At 57.7% G+C, this 17,014-nt stretch carries 12 protein-coding genes; 4 read left to right on the top strand and 8 right to left on the bottom strand.

Annotated features, from left to right (window positions below):
* The first annotated feature begins 65 nt into the window (after positions 1-65).
* Genes mtnN through ACOTZF_RS18990 form a run of 3 tightly spaced genes read left to right on the top strand, consistent with a single transcriptional unit; the run spans position 66 to position 2,208 of the window.
* The gene (gene mtnN, locus ACOTZF_RS19000) at positions 66-764 is read left to right on the top strand and encodes a 5'-methylthioadenosine/S-adenosylhomocysteine nucleosidase (RefSeq protein WP_013095646.1); all 699 of its coding nucleotides are present in this window, start codon (positions 66-68) and stop codon (positions 762-764) included.
* Positions 757-1,557: a vitamin B12 ABC transporter substrate-binding protein BtuF gene (gene btuF, locus ACOTZF_RS18995; protein ID WP_038981249.1), complete on the top strand. Its 801-nt coding sequence runs from the start codon at positions 757-759 to the stop codon at positions 1,555-1,557. The genes mtnN and btuF overlap by 8 nt, the downstream gene beginning before the upstream one ends.
* A gap of 27 nt (positions 1,558-1,584) precedes the next feature.
* Entirely contained in the window at positions 1,585-2,208 is a 624-nt protein-coding gene (locus tag ACOTZF_RS18990) for a TRIC cation channel family protein (RefSeq protein WP_013095644.1), read from the top strand.
* A gap of 93 nt (positions 2,209-2,301) precedes the next feature.
* On the opposite strand, the gene erpA is transcribed toward ACOTZF_RS18990, so the two are convergent.
* The gene (gene erpA / locus ACOTZF_RS18985; protein ID WP_013095643.1) at positions 2,302-2,646 is read right to left on the bottom strand and encodes an iron-sulfur cluster insertion protein ErpA; all 345 of its coding nucleotides are present in this window, start codon (positions 2,644-2,646) and stop codon (positions 2,302-2,304) included.
* Between the two features lie 85 nt (positions 2,647-2,731).
* The gene (gene clcA, locus ACOTZF_RS18980) at positions 2,732-4,132 is read right to left on the bottom strand and encodes a H(+)/Cl(-) exchange transporter ClcA (RefSeq protein WP_038981247.1); all 1,401 of its coding nucleotides are present in this window, start codon (positions 4,130-4,132) and stop codon (positions 2,732-2,734) included.
* A 177-nt stretch (positions 4,133-4,309) separates the two neighbouring features.
* Between clcA and hemL the strand changes: the two genes are divergently transcribed.
* Entirely contained in the window at positions 4,310-5,590 is a 1,281-nt protein-coding gene (gene hemL, locus ACOTZF_RS18975; protein ID WP_038981245.1) for a glutamate-1-semialdehyde 2,1-aminomutase, read from the top strand.
* A gap of 94 nt (positions 5,591-5,684) precedes the next feature.
* Here hemL and fhuB read toward each other — a convergent pair whose 3' ends face one another.
* The 6 genes from fhuB to hrpB all read right to left on the bottom strand — a co-directional run bounded on the left by fhuB (position 5,685) and on the right by hrpB (position 16,981).
* The gene (fhuB, locus tag ACOTZF_RS18970; RefSeq protein WP_129317753.1) at positions 5,685-7,667 is read right to left on the bottom strand and encodes a Fe(3+)-hydroxamate ABC transporter permease FhuB; all 1,983 of its coding nucleotides are present in this window, start codon (positions 7,665-7,667) and stop codon (positions 5,685-5,687) included.
* A complete protein-coding gene (gene fhuD, locus ACOTZF_RS18965; protein ID WP_129317752.1) occupies positions 7,664-8,554 on the bottom strand; it encodes a Fe(3+)-hydroxamate ABC transporter substrate-binding protein FhuD in 891 nt (296 codons plus the stop codon). Before fhuD ends, fhuB begins: the two co-directional genes overlap by 4 nt.
* Positions 8,554-9,351: a Fe3+-hydroxamate ABC transporter ATP-binding protein FhuC gene (gene fhuC / locus ACOTZF_RS18960; protein WP_023620747.1), complete on the bottom strand. Its 798-nt coding sequence runs from the start codon at positions 9,349-9,351 to the stop codon at positions 8,554-8,556. Before fhuC ends, fhuD begins: the two co-directional genes overlap by 1 nt.
* 50 nt (positions 9,352-9,401) lie before the next feature.
* The gene (fhuA, locus tag ACOTZF_RS18955; RefSeq protein ID WP_013095637.1) at positions 9,402-11,651 is read right to left on the bottom strand and encodes a ferrichrome porin FhuA; all 2,250 of its coding nucleotides are present in this window, start codon (positions 11,649-11,651) and stop codon (positions 9,402-9,404) included.
* A 231-nt stretch (positions 11,652-11,882) separates the two neighbouring features.
* Positions 11,883-14,408, bottom strand: a complete 2,526-nt coding sequence (gene mrcB / locus ACOTZF_RS18950; RefSeq protein WP_013095636.1) for a bifunctional glycosyl transferase/transpeptidase — start codon at positions 14,406-14,408, stop codon at positions 11,883-11,885.
* A 143-nt stretch (positions 14,409-14,551) separates the two neighbouring features.
* Complete coding sequence (gene hrpB / locus ACOTZF_RS18945) at positions 14,552-16,981, bottom strand: ATP-dependent helicase HrpB (protein ID WP_129251995.1); 2,430 nt, start codon at positions 16,979-16,981, stop codon at positions 14,552-14,554.
* Between the last annotated feature and the right edge of the window lie 33 nt (positions 16,982-17,014).

Raw genomic sequence — 17,014 nt, 5'->3', positions numbered from 1 at the left:
AATGCGTTTCCCCTTAAGCGCATGATAGACTATGCATCTTAACAAGGCACATCGCGAGTAAATCTATGAAAATCGGCATTATTGGTGCAATGGAAGAAGAAGTTACGCTGCTGCGTGACAAAATTGAGAACCGTCAGACTCTCTCTCTGGGGGGTTGTGAGATCTATACCGGTCAACTGAACGGTGTTGACGTGGCTCTGCTGAAATCAGGCATCGGTAAGGTTGCTGCTGCGCTGGGCGCAACGCTGTTGCTTGAGCGCTGCAAGCCAGACGTGATCGTTAACACCGGCTCTGCAGGCGGTCTGGCACCGACCCTGAAAGTGGGTGATATCGTCGTCTCCGATGAAGCGCGTTACCACGATGCAGACGTTACCGCATTCGGCTACGAATACGGTCAGCTTCCGGGTTGCCCGGCCGGCTTTAAGGCCGACGATAAGCTGGTTGCGGCGGCAGAAGAGTGCATTGCTGAGCTGAACCTCAACGCCGTACGCGGCCTGATTGTGAGCGGTGATGCCTTCATCAATGGCTCCGTCGGCCTGGCAAAAATCCGTCACAACTTCCCGCAGGCTATCGCCGTTGAGATGGAAGCGACCGCGATTGCCCACGTTTGCCATAATTTCAACGTCCCGTTCGTGGTGGTCCGCGCCATCTCTGACGTGGCCGATCAGCAGTCTCATATCAGCTTCGACGAATTCCTGGTTGTCGCGGCAAAACAGTCCACCGTGATGGTGGAGAGCCTTGTGCAGAAACTGGCTCGTGGCTAAACATGCCATCAGGGCGCTGGTCGCCCTGCTTCTGCTCGCACCGGCCTGGCTCTGCGCCGCGCCGCGTGTGATTACCCTCTCCCCCGCTAACGCCGAACTGGCGTTTGCCGCCGGCATCACCCCCGTTGGTGTAAGCAGCTTTTCCAATTACCCACCGCAGGCCGCGCATATTGAACAGGTCGCAACCTGGCAAGGGATGAACCTTGAGCGCATCGTGGCGCTTAAGCCCGATCTCGTGCTCGCCTGGCGTGGCGGCAATGCAGAGCGGCAGGTTAATCAACTGACGTCGCTTGGGATCAAGGTCATGTGGGTGGATGCCGTGAGCATTGAGCAGGTCGCTCAGGCGTTACGCGCTCTGGCGCCCTACAGCCCAACCCCGGCCAAAGCCGAGGATGCGGCAAAACAACTGCTCAGCGACTATGCGGCACTCAAAGCAAAATACGATACCCCCGTTAAAAAGCGCATCTTTTTGCAGTTTGGCAGCCAGCCGCTGTTCACCACCGGGAAAGGCTCCATTCAGAATCAGGTCCTGGAAGTGTGCGGCGGAGAAAATATCTTTGCGGCCAGCCGGATACCGTGGCCTCAGGTCAGCCGGGAACAGGTACTGGCTCGCCGACCACAGGCGATCGTTGTGGTCGGAAATGCGAGCGAGATTCCTAAAATTGAACAATTCTGGCAAAGCCAGCTAAAAATTCCGGTGATCCCCCTCACCAGCGACTGGTTTGAACGCGCCAGCCCGCGTATTATCCTCGCCGCAAAACAACTCTGTGCCGCACTGGCCGAGAGTCATTAACATAAGACCCCCCTCGAGGATTTAACGATGCTCGTTTATTGGCTGGATATTCTTGGCACAGCCGTTTTTGCTATCTCCGGCGTCCTGCTCGCCGGAAAGCTGCGCATGGATCCGTTTGGCGTGCTGGTGCTTGGCGTGGTGACCGCCGTAGGCGGTGGAACGATCCGCGATATGGCGCTGGATAATGGCCCGGTATTTTGGGTGAAAGATCCCACCGATCTGGTGGTGGCGATGGTCACCTGCCTGTTAACCATCGTGCTGGTTCGCCAGCCCCGCCGCTTACCAAAATGGATCCTCCCGGTGCTGGATGCCGTCGGGCTGGCTGTGTTTGTCGGCATTGGGGTGAATAAAGCCTTTAATGCGGGTACAGGGCCCATGGTTGCCATCTGCATGGGCGTGCTGACTGGCGTAGGCGGCGGGATTATTCGCGATATTCTGGCACGAGAAGTGCCGATGATCCTGCGTACCGAAATCTATGCTACGGCCTGCATTATTGGCGGGATTGTACACGCCACGGCGTACTATACCTTTGCGATACCGCTGGAAAATTCAGCCATGCTGGGAATGGTGGTGACGCTGGCGATACGTCTGGCGGCGATACGCTGGCACCTTAAATTGCCGACGTTCGCGCTGGATGAGAATGGAAGATAAACGCAAAACGGTAACCGCAAGGTTACCGTTTTTAATCTTTTCTCCCTCTCCCTGTGGGAGAGGGCCGGTGTGAGGGCATCAGCCCGCCCCCGCTTAAATACTGAACGAAGACCCACACCCGCAGGTGCTGGTGGCATTTGGGTTCGTCACCACAAAGCGTGAACCTTCCAGACCTTCTGTGTAATCTACCGAACCGCCCACCAGATATTGCAGGCTCATCGGGTCAACCACCAGCGCGACGCCCTGTTTCTCGATAGTCATATCGCCGTCGTTAACCTGGTCGTCAAAGGTAAAACCATACTGGAAGCCGCTGCAGCCGCCACCGGTAATATAGACACGCAGTTTCAGATCCGGATTGTCTTCGTCGGCAATCAGGGTTTTCACTTTGTTGGCTGCTGCTTCGGTAAACTCCAGCGGCAACGCTACGTCATCACTCATCTTATGCTCCCATGAATACTGCTACTGCAATTGGGTAAAATTCACCCAATTCTTTTTGTCATTATCTAATACCCTGGTAATTCATTCAAGTATTCTGCATTGCGGCCCGTTCTGCCTCCTGCTTCGCCAGGGTGCGTGCAAGAATGGTGGAGTATAGCGGTTTTCCACCCAGGAATTGGGCTAATAGTGTCGCGCCGAGACAGGTAATGATCATTGGCAAAATGAGCTGGTAATTATCCGTCATCTCCAGCACCAGCACGATGCCGGTGAGCGGCGCGCGCAGGGAGGCCGCCAGCAGCGCCCCCATTCCGGCAACGGCAAAGGTGCCCGCATCCAGATGGTATGCCGGAAAACTGACCTCAGCGGCCATGCCAAAGGCAGTACCAAGCAGCGTCCCCAGCGCCAGCATCGGGGCAAAGATACCGCCAGGCGCACCGGAGGAAAAACAGAGCACCGTCGTGATGACGCGAGAAATAAACATAAACAGAAGCAGACCCACGCTGAAGTTGCCCGCAGCCGCAATCGGGATCAGCCCGAACCCGCCCCCCGCCGCGTTCGGCTCAATGAACCCCAGCACGCCGCACAGGCCGCCCAGCAGACCGCCCATCAACACCCACTTCATGGTATTCCCGCCGTGGATGCGCTGGAACATATCCTGCATACGCAGAATAAAGGTGTTAAACAGCGGGCCGACAATGCCGAATATCATGCCGAGGATCAGGTACAGCCACAGCGTGTTCACCGGCGCATTGGTCAGTTTGCCCACTTCGATCACCGGGCTTTCGCCATTGAAAATGCGAAACACAATGCTCGACATGATCACACCGGTAAAGACCGCTTTGATCGAGATAAGGTTGTAACGGAACTGGGCGCGCATCTCTTCGATGATAAACAGGATCCCCGCCAGCGGCGCGTTAAACGCCGCCGAAAGCCCCGCTGCGGCACCTGTTGCCAGCAGCGTATGGCGCGCTTCCGCGCTGCGCATCCGGAACAGATCCCCCACCATGCGCCCGACGTTCCCGCCCAACTGCACGGTTGGCCCCTCTCGGCCCAGTACCATACCCGCACCAAGCGTTCCCATGCCGCCGATAAACTTCACCGGGATGACGCGCCACCAGCGCACCGGGCGCAGCTCTTCCAGCGCGCCTTCAATTTCAGGGATCCCGGAACCGCCCGCTTCCGGCGCAAATTTACGCACCAGAAAGTAGCCCACCATGGCAAATAGCGCGGACAACCCGAACGCCCAGACCCAGACCAGCCATCCTTTGTCGGCGAAACCGGCCACCGTACCAATACGCCAGTTCAGCACCGCATTGACTGCCTTTTCAAAGGCGACGCCCGCCAGCCCGGCGAGCGTACCGACTACAGCGGCGGCCAGTAAAATTGCCAGCGGTGTCTTATCGCGGTTAAGCAAGCGCCGGATACTGATCCGGTGTTGCGCGCGCCGGAACTGTTGTTCTTCAAAAGAGGGAGAGTCTGCTTTCATTACCATGTCTTTTCGTCATACAAATCGCCGCAGGGATTTTACCAGAGTGCATCAGGTCGTCCCGTGAAAAATACTTAAAAATTGTTTAGCAATGAAAGGGGGCAAAAATTTCATTACCTTCCGCGGATCACTTAGAATAGTGTGCTTAATCATTTTATACGAACCAGGAACGACGCCATGAGCAAGTCTGAAAACCTCTACAGTGCAGCCCGCGAGCTTATCCCGGGCGGCGTGAACTCGCCTGTTCGCGCCTTTACCGGCGTAGGCGGAACGCCGCTGTTTATTGAACGTGCTGATGGCGCGTACCTGTTTGATGTCGACGGCAAGGCCTATATCGATTACGTCGGCTCCTGGGGCCCGATGGTGCTGGGTCACAACCACCCTGCCATCCGCAATGCGGTGATTGAAGCGGCCCAGCGCGGCCTGAGCTTCGGCGCGCCTACCGAGATGGAAGTCAAAATGGCGGAGCTGGTGACCGAGCTGGTGCCAACCATGGACATGGTGCGTATGGTGAACTCCGGTACCGAAGCCACCATGAGTGCTATTCGTCTGGCGCGCGGCTTTACCGGTCGTGACAAAATCATCAAATTTGAAGGCTGCTACCACGGCCATGCGGACTGCCTGCTGGTGAAAGCGGGTTCCGGCGCACTGACCCTTGGCCAGCCAAACTCCCCGGGCGTACCGGCTGATTTCGCGAAACACACCCTGACCTGCACCTATAACGATCTGAACACCGTTCGTGCGGCATTCGAGCAGTATCCACAGGAGATCGCCTGCATCATCGTTGAGCCGGTTGCGGGCAACATGAACTGCATTCCACCGCAGCCCGATTTCCTGCCGGGCCTGCGTGCCCTGTGCGATGAATTTGGCGCGCTGCTGATTATCGACGAAGTGATGACCGGTTTCCGCGTCGCGCTCGCGGGTGCCCAGTCTTATTACGGCGTAGAGCCGGATCTGACCTGTCTCGGCAAAATCATCGGCGGCGGTATGCCGGTGGGCGCATTCGGGGGGCGCAAGGATGTGATGGAAGCCCTGGCACCAACAGGGCCGGTTTACCAGGCGGGTACGCTCTCCGGTAACCCGATTGCCATGGCGGCGGGCTTCGCCTGCCTGACAGAAGTCTCCCAGCCGGGCATTCACGAAACCCTGACTGAGCGCACGACGCAGCTGGCAAATGGTCTGCTGGAAGCGGCTGAAGAGGCGGGTATTCCGCTGGTGGTAAACCACGTGGGCGGGATGTTCGGGATCTTCTTCACGGAAGCCCAAACCGTGACAAGCTATCAGGACGTGGTGAAGTGCGATGTTGAACGCTTCAAGCGTTTCTTCCACCTGATGCTGGAAGAAGGCGTCTACCTGGCGCCGTCTGCTTTTGAAGCTGGCTTTATGTCCGTGGCGCACAGCGAAGAGGATATCAATAACACCATCGACGCGGCGCGTAAGGTGTTTGCGAAGTTGTAAGCACGTGCGGCGTGATGCCCTCACCCCGGCCCTCTCCCACCGGGAGAGGGAGCAAACCCTAAAACGTCAATCTTAGGATTGACGTTTACTTTTATTACCGACTCTGCTTTCTCAACAGATAAATAAAATACGGCGCGCCGATAAAGGTCGACAGCAAACCCGCCGGGATCTGATACGGGAACAGCACCATTCTTCCGCACCAGTCCGCCACCACCAGCATCACCCCGCCCGTCAGGGCAGACATCACGATATGCGGCATCGTCCGACGGAATCCCATCATTCTGGCGATATGCGGCGCCATCAACCCAACAAAACTCAGTGGACCAATGGTCATGGTGGCCGTGGCCGTCAGGCACGCCGCCAGCAGTAACAGCGCGACGCGCGTTGGCGTTAACGCCATGCCGACCGCACGTGCGGTTTCACCCCCCAGCGGCAGGATCGTCATCCAGCGGCGGCACAGGGGCACAATCGCCAGCAGCACGATCATCACGATCCCGGAATGCACCACCTGACTGCCGGTGGCGTTGTACGTTGAGCCGGAGATCCAGGTCAGGATCTTCGCCATCCGCGGATCGCCGCTCGCCTGCAGCATCATCAGCAGCATGGTAAAGGCGGTGCTGAGCGCCATCCCGGCCAGCAGCATCCGGTGAGGCGAAAACCCGCCGCGGCCTGACGCAATCAGAATGATTATCAGCGTCACCGCCGCCCCGATGCTTCCGGCAGGCATCAGCCAGCCAAAGGCATTTCCCGGCACAAGGAACAGCATCAGCACCACGCCAAACGCGGCTCCCGAACTGATACCCAGCACTTCCGGGCTGGCCATCGGATTGCCGGTCAGGCGCTGGATAATACAGCCCGCGACCGCCAGCATCACCCCGGCAATCAACGCCGAGAGGATCCGCGGCCAGCGCCACTGCAGCAGTTCCTGGAGCAAATCGCCCGTTGCCCAGTGCCAGCCCGTCGCATCGCGCCCGAAAGCAAGCGCCACAAACGAGACGATGATCAGCACCGCCAGCCCGGCGAGGCTGAACCACAGCACCGACTGACGCTCGGCATAAACTTTATCCCCCGCGTCCATCGCGGGAGCGCTCATACTGCGCAGACGTGGCAACAGCCACAGCAACAGCGGCGCGCCAACCAGTGCCGTTACCGACCCGGTAGAGACTTCCATCCAGACGCGCGCCAGCCAGAGAATGATTTGATCGGAAAGCCAGAGGATCAGCGCTCCAATCAGTGGGGCCAGCAGCAGTCGCGCCAGCAGGCGACGCGCACCGAGCATTTTTGCCAGCAGCGGGGCAAACAGCCCGATAAAGCCGATAATCCCAACCGCATTAACCAGCAATGCGCTGAGGACAATCGCCAGCGTCAGCGCCGCCAGACGCGCCAGGGAGAGCGCCAGCCCCAGATTGCGGGCTACGCCGTCATCCAGCCCCATCAGCGTCAGCGGTCGTAACAACAGCAGCGTCAACATGGCGCCGCCAACAAGCTGCGGCCACAGGCGCTGCACAATACTCCAGTCGGTCTGGGTCAGCGTGCCGGTACTCCACAGGAACATGCTTTGCAGCTGATCGTGATGAAACAGCACCAGCAGCTGGTTGATTGCCCCACAGTAGAGGCTCACCACCAGCCCTGCGAGGATCAGCGTCACTGGCGAGAGGCGTTTCCCCCACGCCACGCCGAAGACCAGCGCGCCTACCACGCACGCGCCTGCAAGCGCGGCAAACTGCGAGGTTAACACGCCAGGCAGTGCCCATAGTGTGGTCACCGTGATCCCAAGCTGGGCGCCGGTCGCGACGCCAAGCGTTGTAGGCTCGGCCAGCGGGTTACGCAAAACCTGCTGGAACAGGACGCCCACCAGCCCTAACCCGGCCCCGACCAGCAGCGAAATCGCCAGACGCGGCAGCAGGCTGTAGTGGAACAGCATTTGCTGAATATTATCGATATCCGGCGCAGCCAGGGCCGCGCCCCACTGCCCGCGCGGTAAGGCGGTCGAGAGGTTAAACCAGGTCAAAGCCAGCGCGGTCAGGAAAATCAGAGCCAGCAACAGCGCCGGGAAACGGGCAATACGCGTACTCATGCTTTTCCCCCCAGCGCGTTATCCAGCACCCGGGCGAAGTGCATGGCCGACAGCGTCGCGCCGTAGAACCAGACCGCCGGTGCACGCGTAAAGCGTTGCTCACGCACGAACGGCATCGCCTGCCACAACGGTGTCGCCATCAGCGCCTGCATTTCACGCTCGTTGCCGTGATCGAAGCACAGCACGTCCACATCGCGGAACGCCGCCAGACGGTCGATACCGACGGCGGTGCTGCCCCAGAAGGTCATCTCCCCTTCCCAGGCATTAGGAATGCCAAAGCTATCGAGCACTTCCTGGAACAGACAGTTTTTGCCGAAGACCAGCATATGGCGCGCATCCAGCAGCGTCACCATCAGCAGCGGGCGGTCTCCGCGATGGGCAAAACGCGGCTTCAGGGCGTCAATCAGAGCATCAAACTCTGCGAAATGTTGTTTGGCTTCCGCCTCACGGTTGAGGAAATGCGCCATCTCGTTGATGGAGTTTTTCGCCATCGTCAGCGGTTTTTTACCGTCACTGAAGGAGAACCCCCGCCCAAGCGCAATACGCGCCATTGTCTCTTCTGACGGGCCATAACCCGCGGACCAGAACAGAAATGACGGCTTCATCTGCGTCAGCAGCTCAAGATTAGGCTCCGTACGCAGACCAATATCAATGACCGAATCGGGTAGCGCCGGCTCGTTCACCCACAGCCGGTAGTTGGGAATATCGGCCACGCCATACGGCGTGACGCCCAGCGCCATCATCAGTTCAACAGGCAGCCACTCCAGCGCCACAATACGGTGTGGATCGACGGCAGCAGCCCGCGCGAGGTTCATCTTTAACAGCAGCGGTGAAAGTGCCATGGCCGTCAGCAGGCGACGGCGGCTCAACAAGGTAGAATTCAGCATCAGTAAACAAAGCTCACCGGAGCAGCCCCGCCAGGATGAGGCAGGATCCCCATAGGAATACCGTAGATGTGTTCCAGCGTTTCGCTCCGCATCAGTTCAGACGGCGAACCCTCGGCAATCATCTCCCCGCCGCGAAGGGCGACAAGATAATCACAGTAGCGCGCCGCCATGTTGATATCGTGCAGCACCGCAATAACCGTCAGGCCACGCTGCTGGCTCAGGCGATGAACCAGCGCGAGAACATCAACCTGATGAGCGATATCCAGTGCGGAAGTGGGTTCGTCGAGCAGCAGGCAGCGGCTGTCCTGCGCGACCAGCATCGCAATCCACGCGCGCTGACGTTCGCCCCCGGAAAGGCTGTCGACCAGACGGTGCGCCAGCGGCTTTAATCCCACCAGCGCAATCGCTTCTTCCACTTTCTCTCTGTCGGCGACACCGAAGCGCCCGAGTGCGCCATGCCACGGATAACGCCCGATCGCCACCAGCTCACGCACCGTCATCCCTTCTGCCTGAGGCAATTGCTGCGGCAGATAGGCGACTTTGCGCGCAAAGGCTTTACTGCTCCAGCTCTCCAGAGGCTGTTCGTCCAGCAAAATATCCCCTTCAGAAGGCGGCTGATGACGGCCCAGCATTTTAAGTAACGTCGATTTACCGGAACCATTGTGACCAATCAGGCCGGTAACTTTACCTGCGGGGAACGTCAACGAGAGCGGATGCAGCAAGGTGCGCCCGGGAACACGAAAGGAGAGTTGATTGAGCGTAAAGGTGGTATCGGATTGCGTTTTATTATCCTGCATATCAGCCAACTTAAATAAAAAGGGCACGGCGAACCGTGCCCGAAGAGAGATTAGAAGCGGAAGGTCGCGGTAGCCACAACCTGACGCTCAGCACCCCAGAAGCAACCGTAGGTGTTAAAGCAGCTGGCAACGTACTCACGATCGAACAGATTGTTCACATGCAGCGCCACGTTTGACCCCGCCATGCCAACGCGTGCCAGATCGTACCTGACCAGCGCATCAACGACGGTGTAGCTGCCCACTTTGAAGGAGTTAGCCGGATCACCATAGCTTGAGCCCGTATAACGCACGCCGGTGCCCAGCGTCAGACCAGACAGCGGACCATCATACATTGTGTAATCGCCCCATACAGATGCCATGTGTTTCGGCACCTGGGCTGGTGTGTTGCCTTTGTAGTTAGTATCTGTCGTGTATTCCGCATCGGTGTAGGTATAGGAGCCAACAACGTTAACGCTCGCAGAGAGGGCTGCTTTCGCTTCCAGCTCTACGCCACGGGCACGGATTTCACCACCTTCAACCGAGAAGAAAGAACCCGCCGGGTCCGCCATCAGGTTGTTAGTTTTGGTCAGCTGGTACAACGCACCGGTGACAACGATCGGACGATCGCTCGGAACGTATTTCACGCCCGCTTCGTATTGCTTGCCTTTAGATGGCGAGAACAGTTTACCCTGTGCATCAGTCTGCGAAGCCGGTTCAAACGATTCGCTGTAGCTAAAGTAAGGAGTTACACCGTTATCAAACAGGTAGTTAACACCGCCACGCCAGGTGAACTGGGTATCATCACGTTTGGAGGTGGTATTGGTCACACGGTTATAGGACTCCTGATCGGCCCAGTCATAACGACCGCCCAAGGTTACCAGCACTTTATCCCACTGCGCCTGATCCTGAACATACAGACCCGTCTGTTTCTGGCGATTAAGGATTTGATAAGGACCTGAATTAGCCGGATCTTTTGAACCGAAATCAAAATCGCTGTTCACAGGATTATAGAGATCCAGCAGCGGAACAGAATCGTCATAACCAAACCAGGAATTGATGTCATTCCGCATACGCATGAAGTCAACGCCAGTCAGCAGTATGTGGTCCACCTCGCCGGTAGAGAATTTGCTTTGCAACTGGGTATCAACGGTGAAGTTCTGCAATTTCTCATTATCGACAACATATTTACGCGCCAGATAATGGCCTTTATCAGCAGGCGCAAGCGCCGCACACTGTTTGTTGCCAGCATTTGCCGGATCGGTGCAGACGCCATAGCCGTAAACGCTGTTTTGCGAAGTTTTGTTCTCGGCAAAGCGCAGATTCTGACGCACGGTGAAGGTATCGTTAAATTCGTGGTCGAAGCTATACCCCACCATTTTCTGGTTCCGGGAATAGGTATTATTCTTCGCCCCTTCATTGAAGTTAGTCGGCAAACGCTCACCGTTTGGCAGTGGCTCCACTGTCCCCTCTTTTGGCAACCAGCCGTAGTAACCCGTTTCAGGCTCGTTCTGGAAATAAGAGAGGAAGGTAAATGTGGTTTTATCATCCGGACGCCATGAGAAAGATGGCGCGATAGCATAACGCTGCTCTTTCGCACGCTCCTGCTGAGCGTTATTTGAACGCGCAACCCCCGTTAAGCGATAAGAATAAACACCGTCGTCATCAATCGCATCGCTAAAGTCAAACCCGGTCTGGAACAGGCTATCCGTGCCCACTTTGAACTGGATCTCTTTCAGGGGATCGGTTGTTGGGCGCTTACTGACCATGTTCAGCAAACCGCCAGGGCTGCTTTTGCCGTACAGAACGGAAACCGGACCGCGCATGATCTCGGCGCGCTCCAGCATATAAGGATCAATAACGGCGTCGTTATAGAAGTTCCCCTGCATTTTCATGCCATCGAGGTAGTTATTTTGAGACTGACCATCGGCCGCAAAACCGCGAATAATCAAGTAGTCATAGGTGTTTGATGCACCACGGGTGCCTACCGCAACGCCAGGGGTGTAACTCAATGCTTCTTTAACCGAGCGCGGTTGATGCAGTGCCATCTCTTCGGCTGTTACCACTGAAATAGATTGCGGTACCTTTTGAATGGGGGTGTCCGTTTTGGTCCCGGTCGCGGATTGTCTTGCTGCGATGGTAGCAGCTGGCCCCCAGGCACTTTCCTGTGCAGCCGGAGCGGCAGTGACAGTGATGGTTTCTTCTTTTTTCGGGGTTTCGGCAGCATGGGTATAAGCAGACATGCCGGCAACCGCTGTGGCTACGACAACTGCGATTTTACGCAGCGACGTGTTAATTGGCTGAGCAGTATTGGAAAGCGCCATGGTGTATCTCTGATAGAAAAGTGAATGATAACGTAAACGAGAATTATTATTATGACCGCAGCATAATAGGCGAAACGTTGGCTGCATAGCAAGCAGGAAGCGGCCCTACGAGAATTAAGGGTTTAAGAAATAACCAGGAGAAAACGAAGGGTTAATCAGAATTAAAACGAGGGTTAATAAAATGGGGAAAACGGGTAAAAAAATCCCCCCTTTCGGGGGGACCTTGAACGGTTAGTTACCGCCGAACATATCTCTAATCCAGCCCGCGACACCGTCGCTGTCTTTCTTCTCGTTCTGCTGCTGCGGCTGTTGTTGCTGCGGCTGCTGAGGCTGAGAAGACTGGTCGAACGGGTTGCCCGTCGGCTGCTCTGGCTGACTCTGCTGGCACAGGGAATCCGGGTTCGTTGTCCAGACAGGCAAGGTACGCATACCGCCGCCACAGACAAAGTTTCCGGAACTGTCCACGCCCATATCCACGATATCCTCCGGCGCAACCAGGTTTAGCGGCACCGGAGACTGATTCGCCAGATAACGCTGGTAAATCGACATCGCCCCGCTCGCACCATACAGTTTGGTTGGTTGGTTGTTGTCGCGGCCCACCCAGGTGATCACCACTTCACGACCATCGATACCGGCAAACCAGGTATCAACGTTGTTGTTGGTCGTCCCGGTTTTGCCCGCCAGATGCAGGCCCGGATACTTCGCCCCCAGCTGACGGCCGGTACCACGCTGCACAACCTGCTGCATCGTCCACAGCGTCATGTAGGCTGCCTGCGCCGGAACGGCGCGTTCCGCCTGCGGGAAGCTCTGATACAGCACGGAGCCATCTTCGGCAATCACCGAGCGCAGGGCTGACAGCGGTGCACGGTTACCACCGCTGGCAATGGTCTGGAACGCCTGTGCCACTTCGATTGGCGTCAGGTTTAACGCCCCCAGGATCATGGCTGGCACAGGGTGCAGCTGATCTTTAGCGACGCCCAGCTTCTGCCAGGTATCAACTATCGCAGGTAGACCCAGTGCCATCCCCAGGTTTACTGTCGGCACGTTCATGGAGCGGGTCAACGCATCCACCAGCATTACCTGGCCGCTGAACTGTTTATCATCGTTCTGCGGTGACCAGACCTGGCCGTTAGGCTGACGCAGGGAGATCGGCGCGTCGGCAATCCAGGTATTCAGGCGATACAGATTTGGCTGGCTCAGGGCAGTGAGATAGGTTGCTGGTTTCGCCAGTGAACCGATCGAACGACGCGCCTGCATAGCACGGTTGTAACCTGCAAACTGCGGCTCAGCCCCGCCCACCATCGCACGGACTTCACCCGTGTTACGGTCAACCACCACCATCGCGGTTTCCAGGTCGCTCAGCTTACGCTGTTTCTTCAGCGCCGGAATGCCCTCAACGGCCGCTTTTTCTGCCGCATCCTGCGCCACGGAGTCAAAGGTGGTAAAGATCTTCACGCCGGAGAGATCTTTCACTTTATCACCGAGCTTGCTCTGCAGCTCCTGACGCACCAGCTGCATAAACGCAGGCTGAGGCGAAATCACACCGCCGCGCGGCTGCACGCCAAGCGGACGTGCGCTCAGCATGTCGTACAGCTCCTGGTCAATCACCTGCTGTTGTTGCAGCAGACGCAGCACCAGGTTACGACGCTCCAGCGCCAGTTTCGGGTTACGCCACGGGTTATAGATGGACGCCCCTTTCACCATACCCACCAGCAGCGCCTGCTGGTCCAGGCTCAGCTCTTCCACCGGACGTCCAAAGTAGTACAGGCTCGCCAGCGGGAAACCGCGGATTTCGTTATCACCGCTCTGACCGAGATAGACCTCGTTCATATACAGCTCAAGGATACGATCCTTGCTGTAACGCGCATCCATCAGCACGGCCATGTACGCTTCGTTGGCTTTACGCCAGTAAGAGCGCTCGCTGGAGAGGAAAAGGTTCTTCACCAGCTGCTGGGTAAGCGTACTTGCCCCCTGTACCGTACGGCCCGCCGTCAGGTTGGCCAGCACCGCACGACCAATGGAGTAGAGGCTGATACCATCGTGCTCATAGAAGTGACGGTCTTCGGTTGCCAGCAGCGTGTCCACCAGCAGGTCCGGGAAACCGTTACGGGCGACGAACAGACGCTGTTCACCATTCGCCGAAGAGAGCATGGTGATAAGACGCGGATCGAGACGGAAGAAACCGAACTGGCGGTTGTTATCCATGTTCTCGATGGTTTCCAGACGATCGCCGTCAAAGGTCAGACGCGCACGCACCTGCCCCTCTTTGCTGTCCGGGAAATCGAACGGACGACGGATCATCTCAATGCTTTTCGCCTGCACGGTAAATTCGCCAGGACGCGTCATTTTCGACACCTGACGATACTGGGTGGCCTCCAGCAGTTTCACCATCTCGTTCTTACTGATCGACATGTCAGGCTCAAGGTTCACCATGCGGCCATACACTGCCGCCGGCAATTGCCAGACTTTTCCGTCGATGCGGCTGCGGATCTTCTGATCCAGATAAACGCCGTAGATCGCCATCAGTACAACAAAAACAATGAACAGCTTCAGCAGCAGCCAGAACCAGCCGCGTTTACCCCGAGGCTTACGCCCTTTGCCTTTTCCTTTACGCGGCATCGGTTCTTCATCCTCATAATCGTCTTCATAGTCATCGTCATAATCCTCATCTCTGAGGCGACGACGGCTCACCTTTTCTTTGGCCGGACGCGTTGGTTTTCCCTTACGCCCAATTGGCTCGCGGTCATTCCCCGCCATGCTTTTTCTCCGCAACGTTCAGGCGCAAAGGCCCGATTCTCATTTCTTCCACTGACCTGTGAAAGAAGAAATCTCTCAAAATTGCTTTTCTCCCTCTCCCTGTGGGAGAGGGTCGGGGTGAGGGCATCAGGCCGCACTCCCCTTTACGAATATTTCTTCGTCCGCCGTGTCGGTGCCGTATTCGCCGGATCGTCCGGCCAGACATGTTTGGGATAGCGCCCTTTCATCTCTTTTTGCACTTCACGGTAGCTCCCCGCCCAGAATGCGCCCAGATCGCGGGTAATCTGCAGCGGGCGATGCGCAGGTGACAACAGCTCAAGCACCACGGGCACGCGCCCTTCGGCAATGGATGGCGTGATCGCCTCGCCAAACATCTCCTGCATCCGTACCGCCAGCGCCGGTGGATTATCCTCGTGATAACGAATGGCAATCCGGCTGCCGGTCGGCACAGTGTAATGCCCTGGCAGTTCACTATCCAGACGTTGACGTAACGACCAGTCGAGTAAATTCTGTAACGCGACCTTAACATCAAGCGCTTTTAACGCCCGCAGCGAGTGTACACCGCTCATTTGCGGCAGGAGCCAGGTTTCCAGCGACGCAAGTAACGAGTCATCATCCACCGCCGGCCAGGCATACTCCGGCAACCAGCGCGCGGCGCAGTGCAGACGAATACGGTACTGCTCGGCCTCCGGGGTCCAGTTCAGAACACCTAGTCCTTTTTCCCGGATACCGTTCAGCATTGCCTGGTGCAGCTCCTCTTCCGATGGCTTTGCCAGCGGCTTCGTCCCCAGGGTCAGTTTACCTATCTGGCTACGACGAAATGCCTTCAGAGTGCCCTGCGCATCATCCCACTCGACGATGTCGGACTGCTGAAGCAGCTGCGGACAGGCGCGCGTGAGGGCATCGATATCCACAGCCACGGCCTGCAAAATTCGGGCATCGGGCGAGTGACTCCCCTGCAACAAGAGCGGCGCAATCAGCCATTCATGGCGCGTCAGGGCGTCATCGCTGTCCAGCATAGCCCCCATGCCGTTTGCCAGCTGGTAGCGTCCATCCAGCCCGCGACGACGCGCAATCCTGTCGGCAAATGCCTGCGCCAGGAGAGGCGCAATGCTGTCAGCGTCCGGCGTACCACCACGGCTGTTAAGCCGTTTACAGAGCTGCTGCGCGCGCTGCTGCCAGTTCCCCTGATTACGTGAAAAAGCCTGCGCCAGATCGCAATTTGCACCACGAGGCGGCTCCTCAAGGATAGCCGCCAGTTTCGCCGCCGTGGCAATTTCATCATCCCCCTGCGCGGCCACCAGCATCGCCGCCAGCCGGGGATCGTTACCCAGCGCGGCCATTTTCTGCCCACGTGATGATAGCCTTTCGCCGTCCAGCGCCCCTAGCTGGGTCAGCAACGCGCGCGCCGCCGCCAGGTTTACCGCGGGAGGTGCATTGAGCCAGGTTAACTGCGCGGGATCGGGGCAACCCCACTGCAACAGTTCCATGATCAGCCCCGAAAGATCGCTTTGTAAAATTTCCGGCGTGCTCTGCACAGCCGCGCGTTCGGCCTGTTCTGCGCTGATGAGATGTAAACAGATGCCCGGCTCAAGACGCCCGGCACGGCCAGCTCGCTGAACCATCGACGCCTGGCTGATGCGTTGCGTCAGCAGCTTTGTCAGCCCGGTGCGCGGGTCAAAACTGGCTACCCTCTCCTGGGCGCTGTCCACGACCAGGCGAATGCCTTCAATGGTCAGACTGGTTTCGGCAATATTGGTGGCCAGTACCACTTTACGCTGCCCCGTTGGCGCGGGAAGGATGGCCTTGCGCTGGTCACTCAACGACAGTGCGCCGTAGAGCGGGCAGAGCAATACGTCGCTGCCCACCCGGGCGGCAAGCTGCTCCTGCACCCGCTGGATTTCGCCAACGCCCGGCAAAAACAGCAGCAGCGAACCGGATTCCTGCCGGAGCAAATCAGCCGTGGCGATCGCCACCGCTTCATCGAAACGCTGATGGGCAGGAAGCGGCTGATAGCGGCGCTCAACCGGAAACGCGCGCCCTTCGGAGGTGATGACCGGCGCATCCGGTAACGTCTGCTGTAGCCGCTCGTTATCCAGCGTGGCCGACATGATGAGCAGTCGGAGATCGTCCCGTAACCCCTGCTGGACGTCCAGCAACAGCGCCAGCGCCAGATCCGCCTGCAGGCTGCGCTCGTGGAACTCATCCAGAATCACCAGCCCGATGCCGGACAGTTCCGGATCGTTTTGCAGCATACGGGTGAGGATCCCTTCGGTCACCACTTCAAGCCGCGTGGACGGGCCGACGCAGGTTTCGGCGCGCATACGGTAGCCTACCGTCTCGCCCGGTTTTTCATTCAGCAGTTCCGCCAGGCGCTGCGCCACGTTGCGCGCAGCCAGCCTGCGCGGCTCCAGCAGGATAATCTTCCCGCTGATAATGCCTGCGTTGAGAATGTGCAGCGGTAGCCAGGTGGATTTACCGGCACCCGTAGGGGCGTTAAGTAAAACCTGCGGGGCATCCTGCAAGGCAGCGAGCAGTTCAGGAAGGACGACGGCGACCGGCAATGAGGACACTAACAGCTCCAGAGGGTTAACATTAGTCGGCGT

It is taken from the genome of Enterobacter cloacae complex sp. SHL021 (assembly GCF_049237765.1).
GTDB classification, from domain to species: domain Bacteria; phylum Pseudomonadota; class Gammaproteobacteria; order Enterobacterales; family Enterobacteriaceae; genus Enterobacter; species Enterobacter cloacae.
Note: the sequence above shows the minus strand (reverse complement) of the source record. Positions and strands in the feature narration are given on the sequence as shown.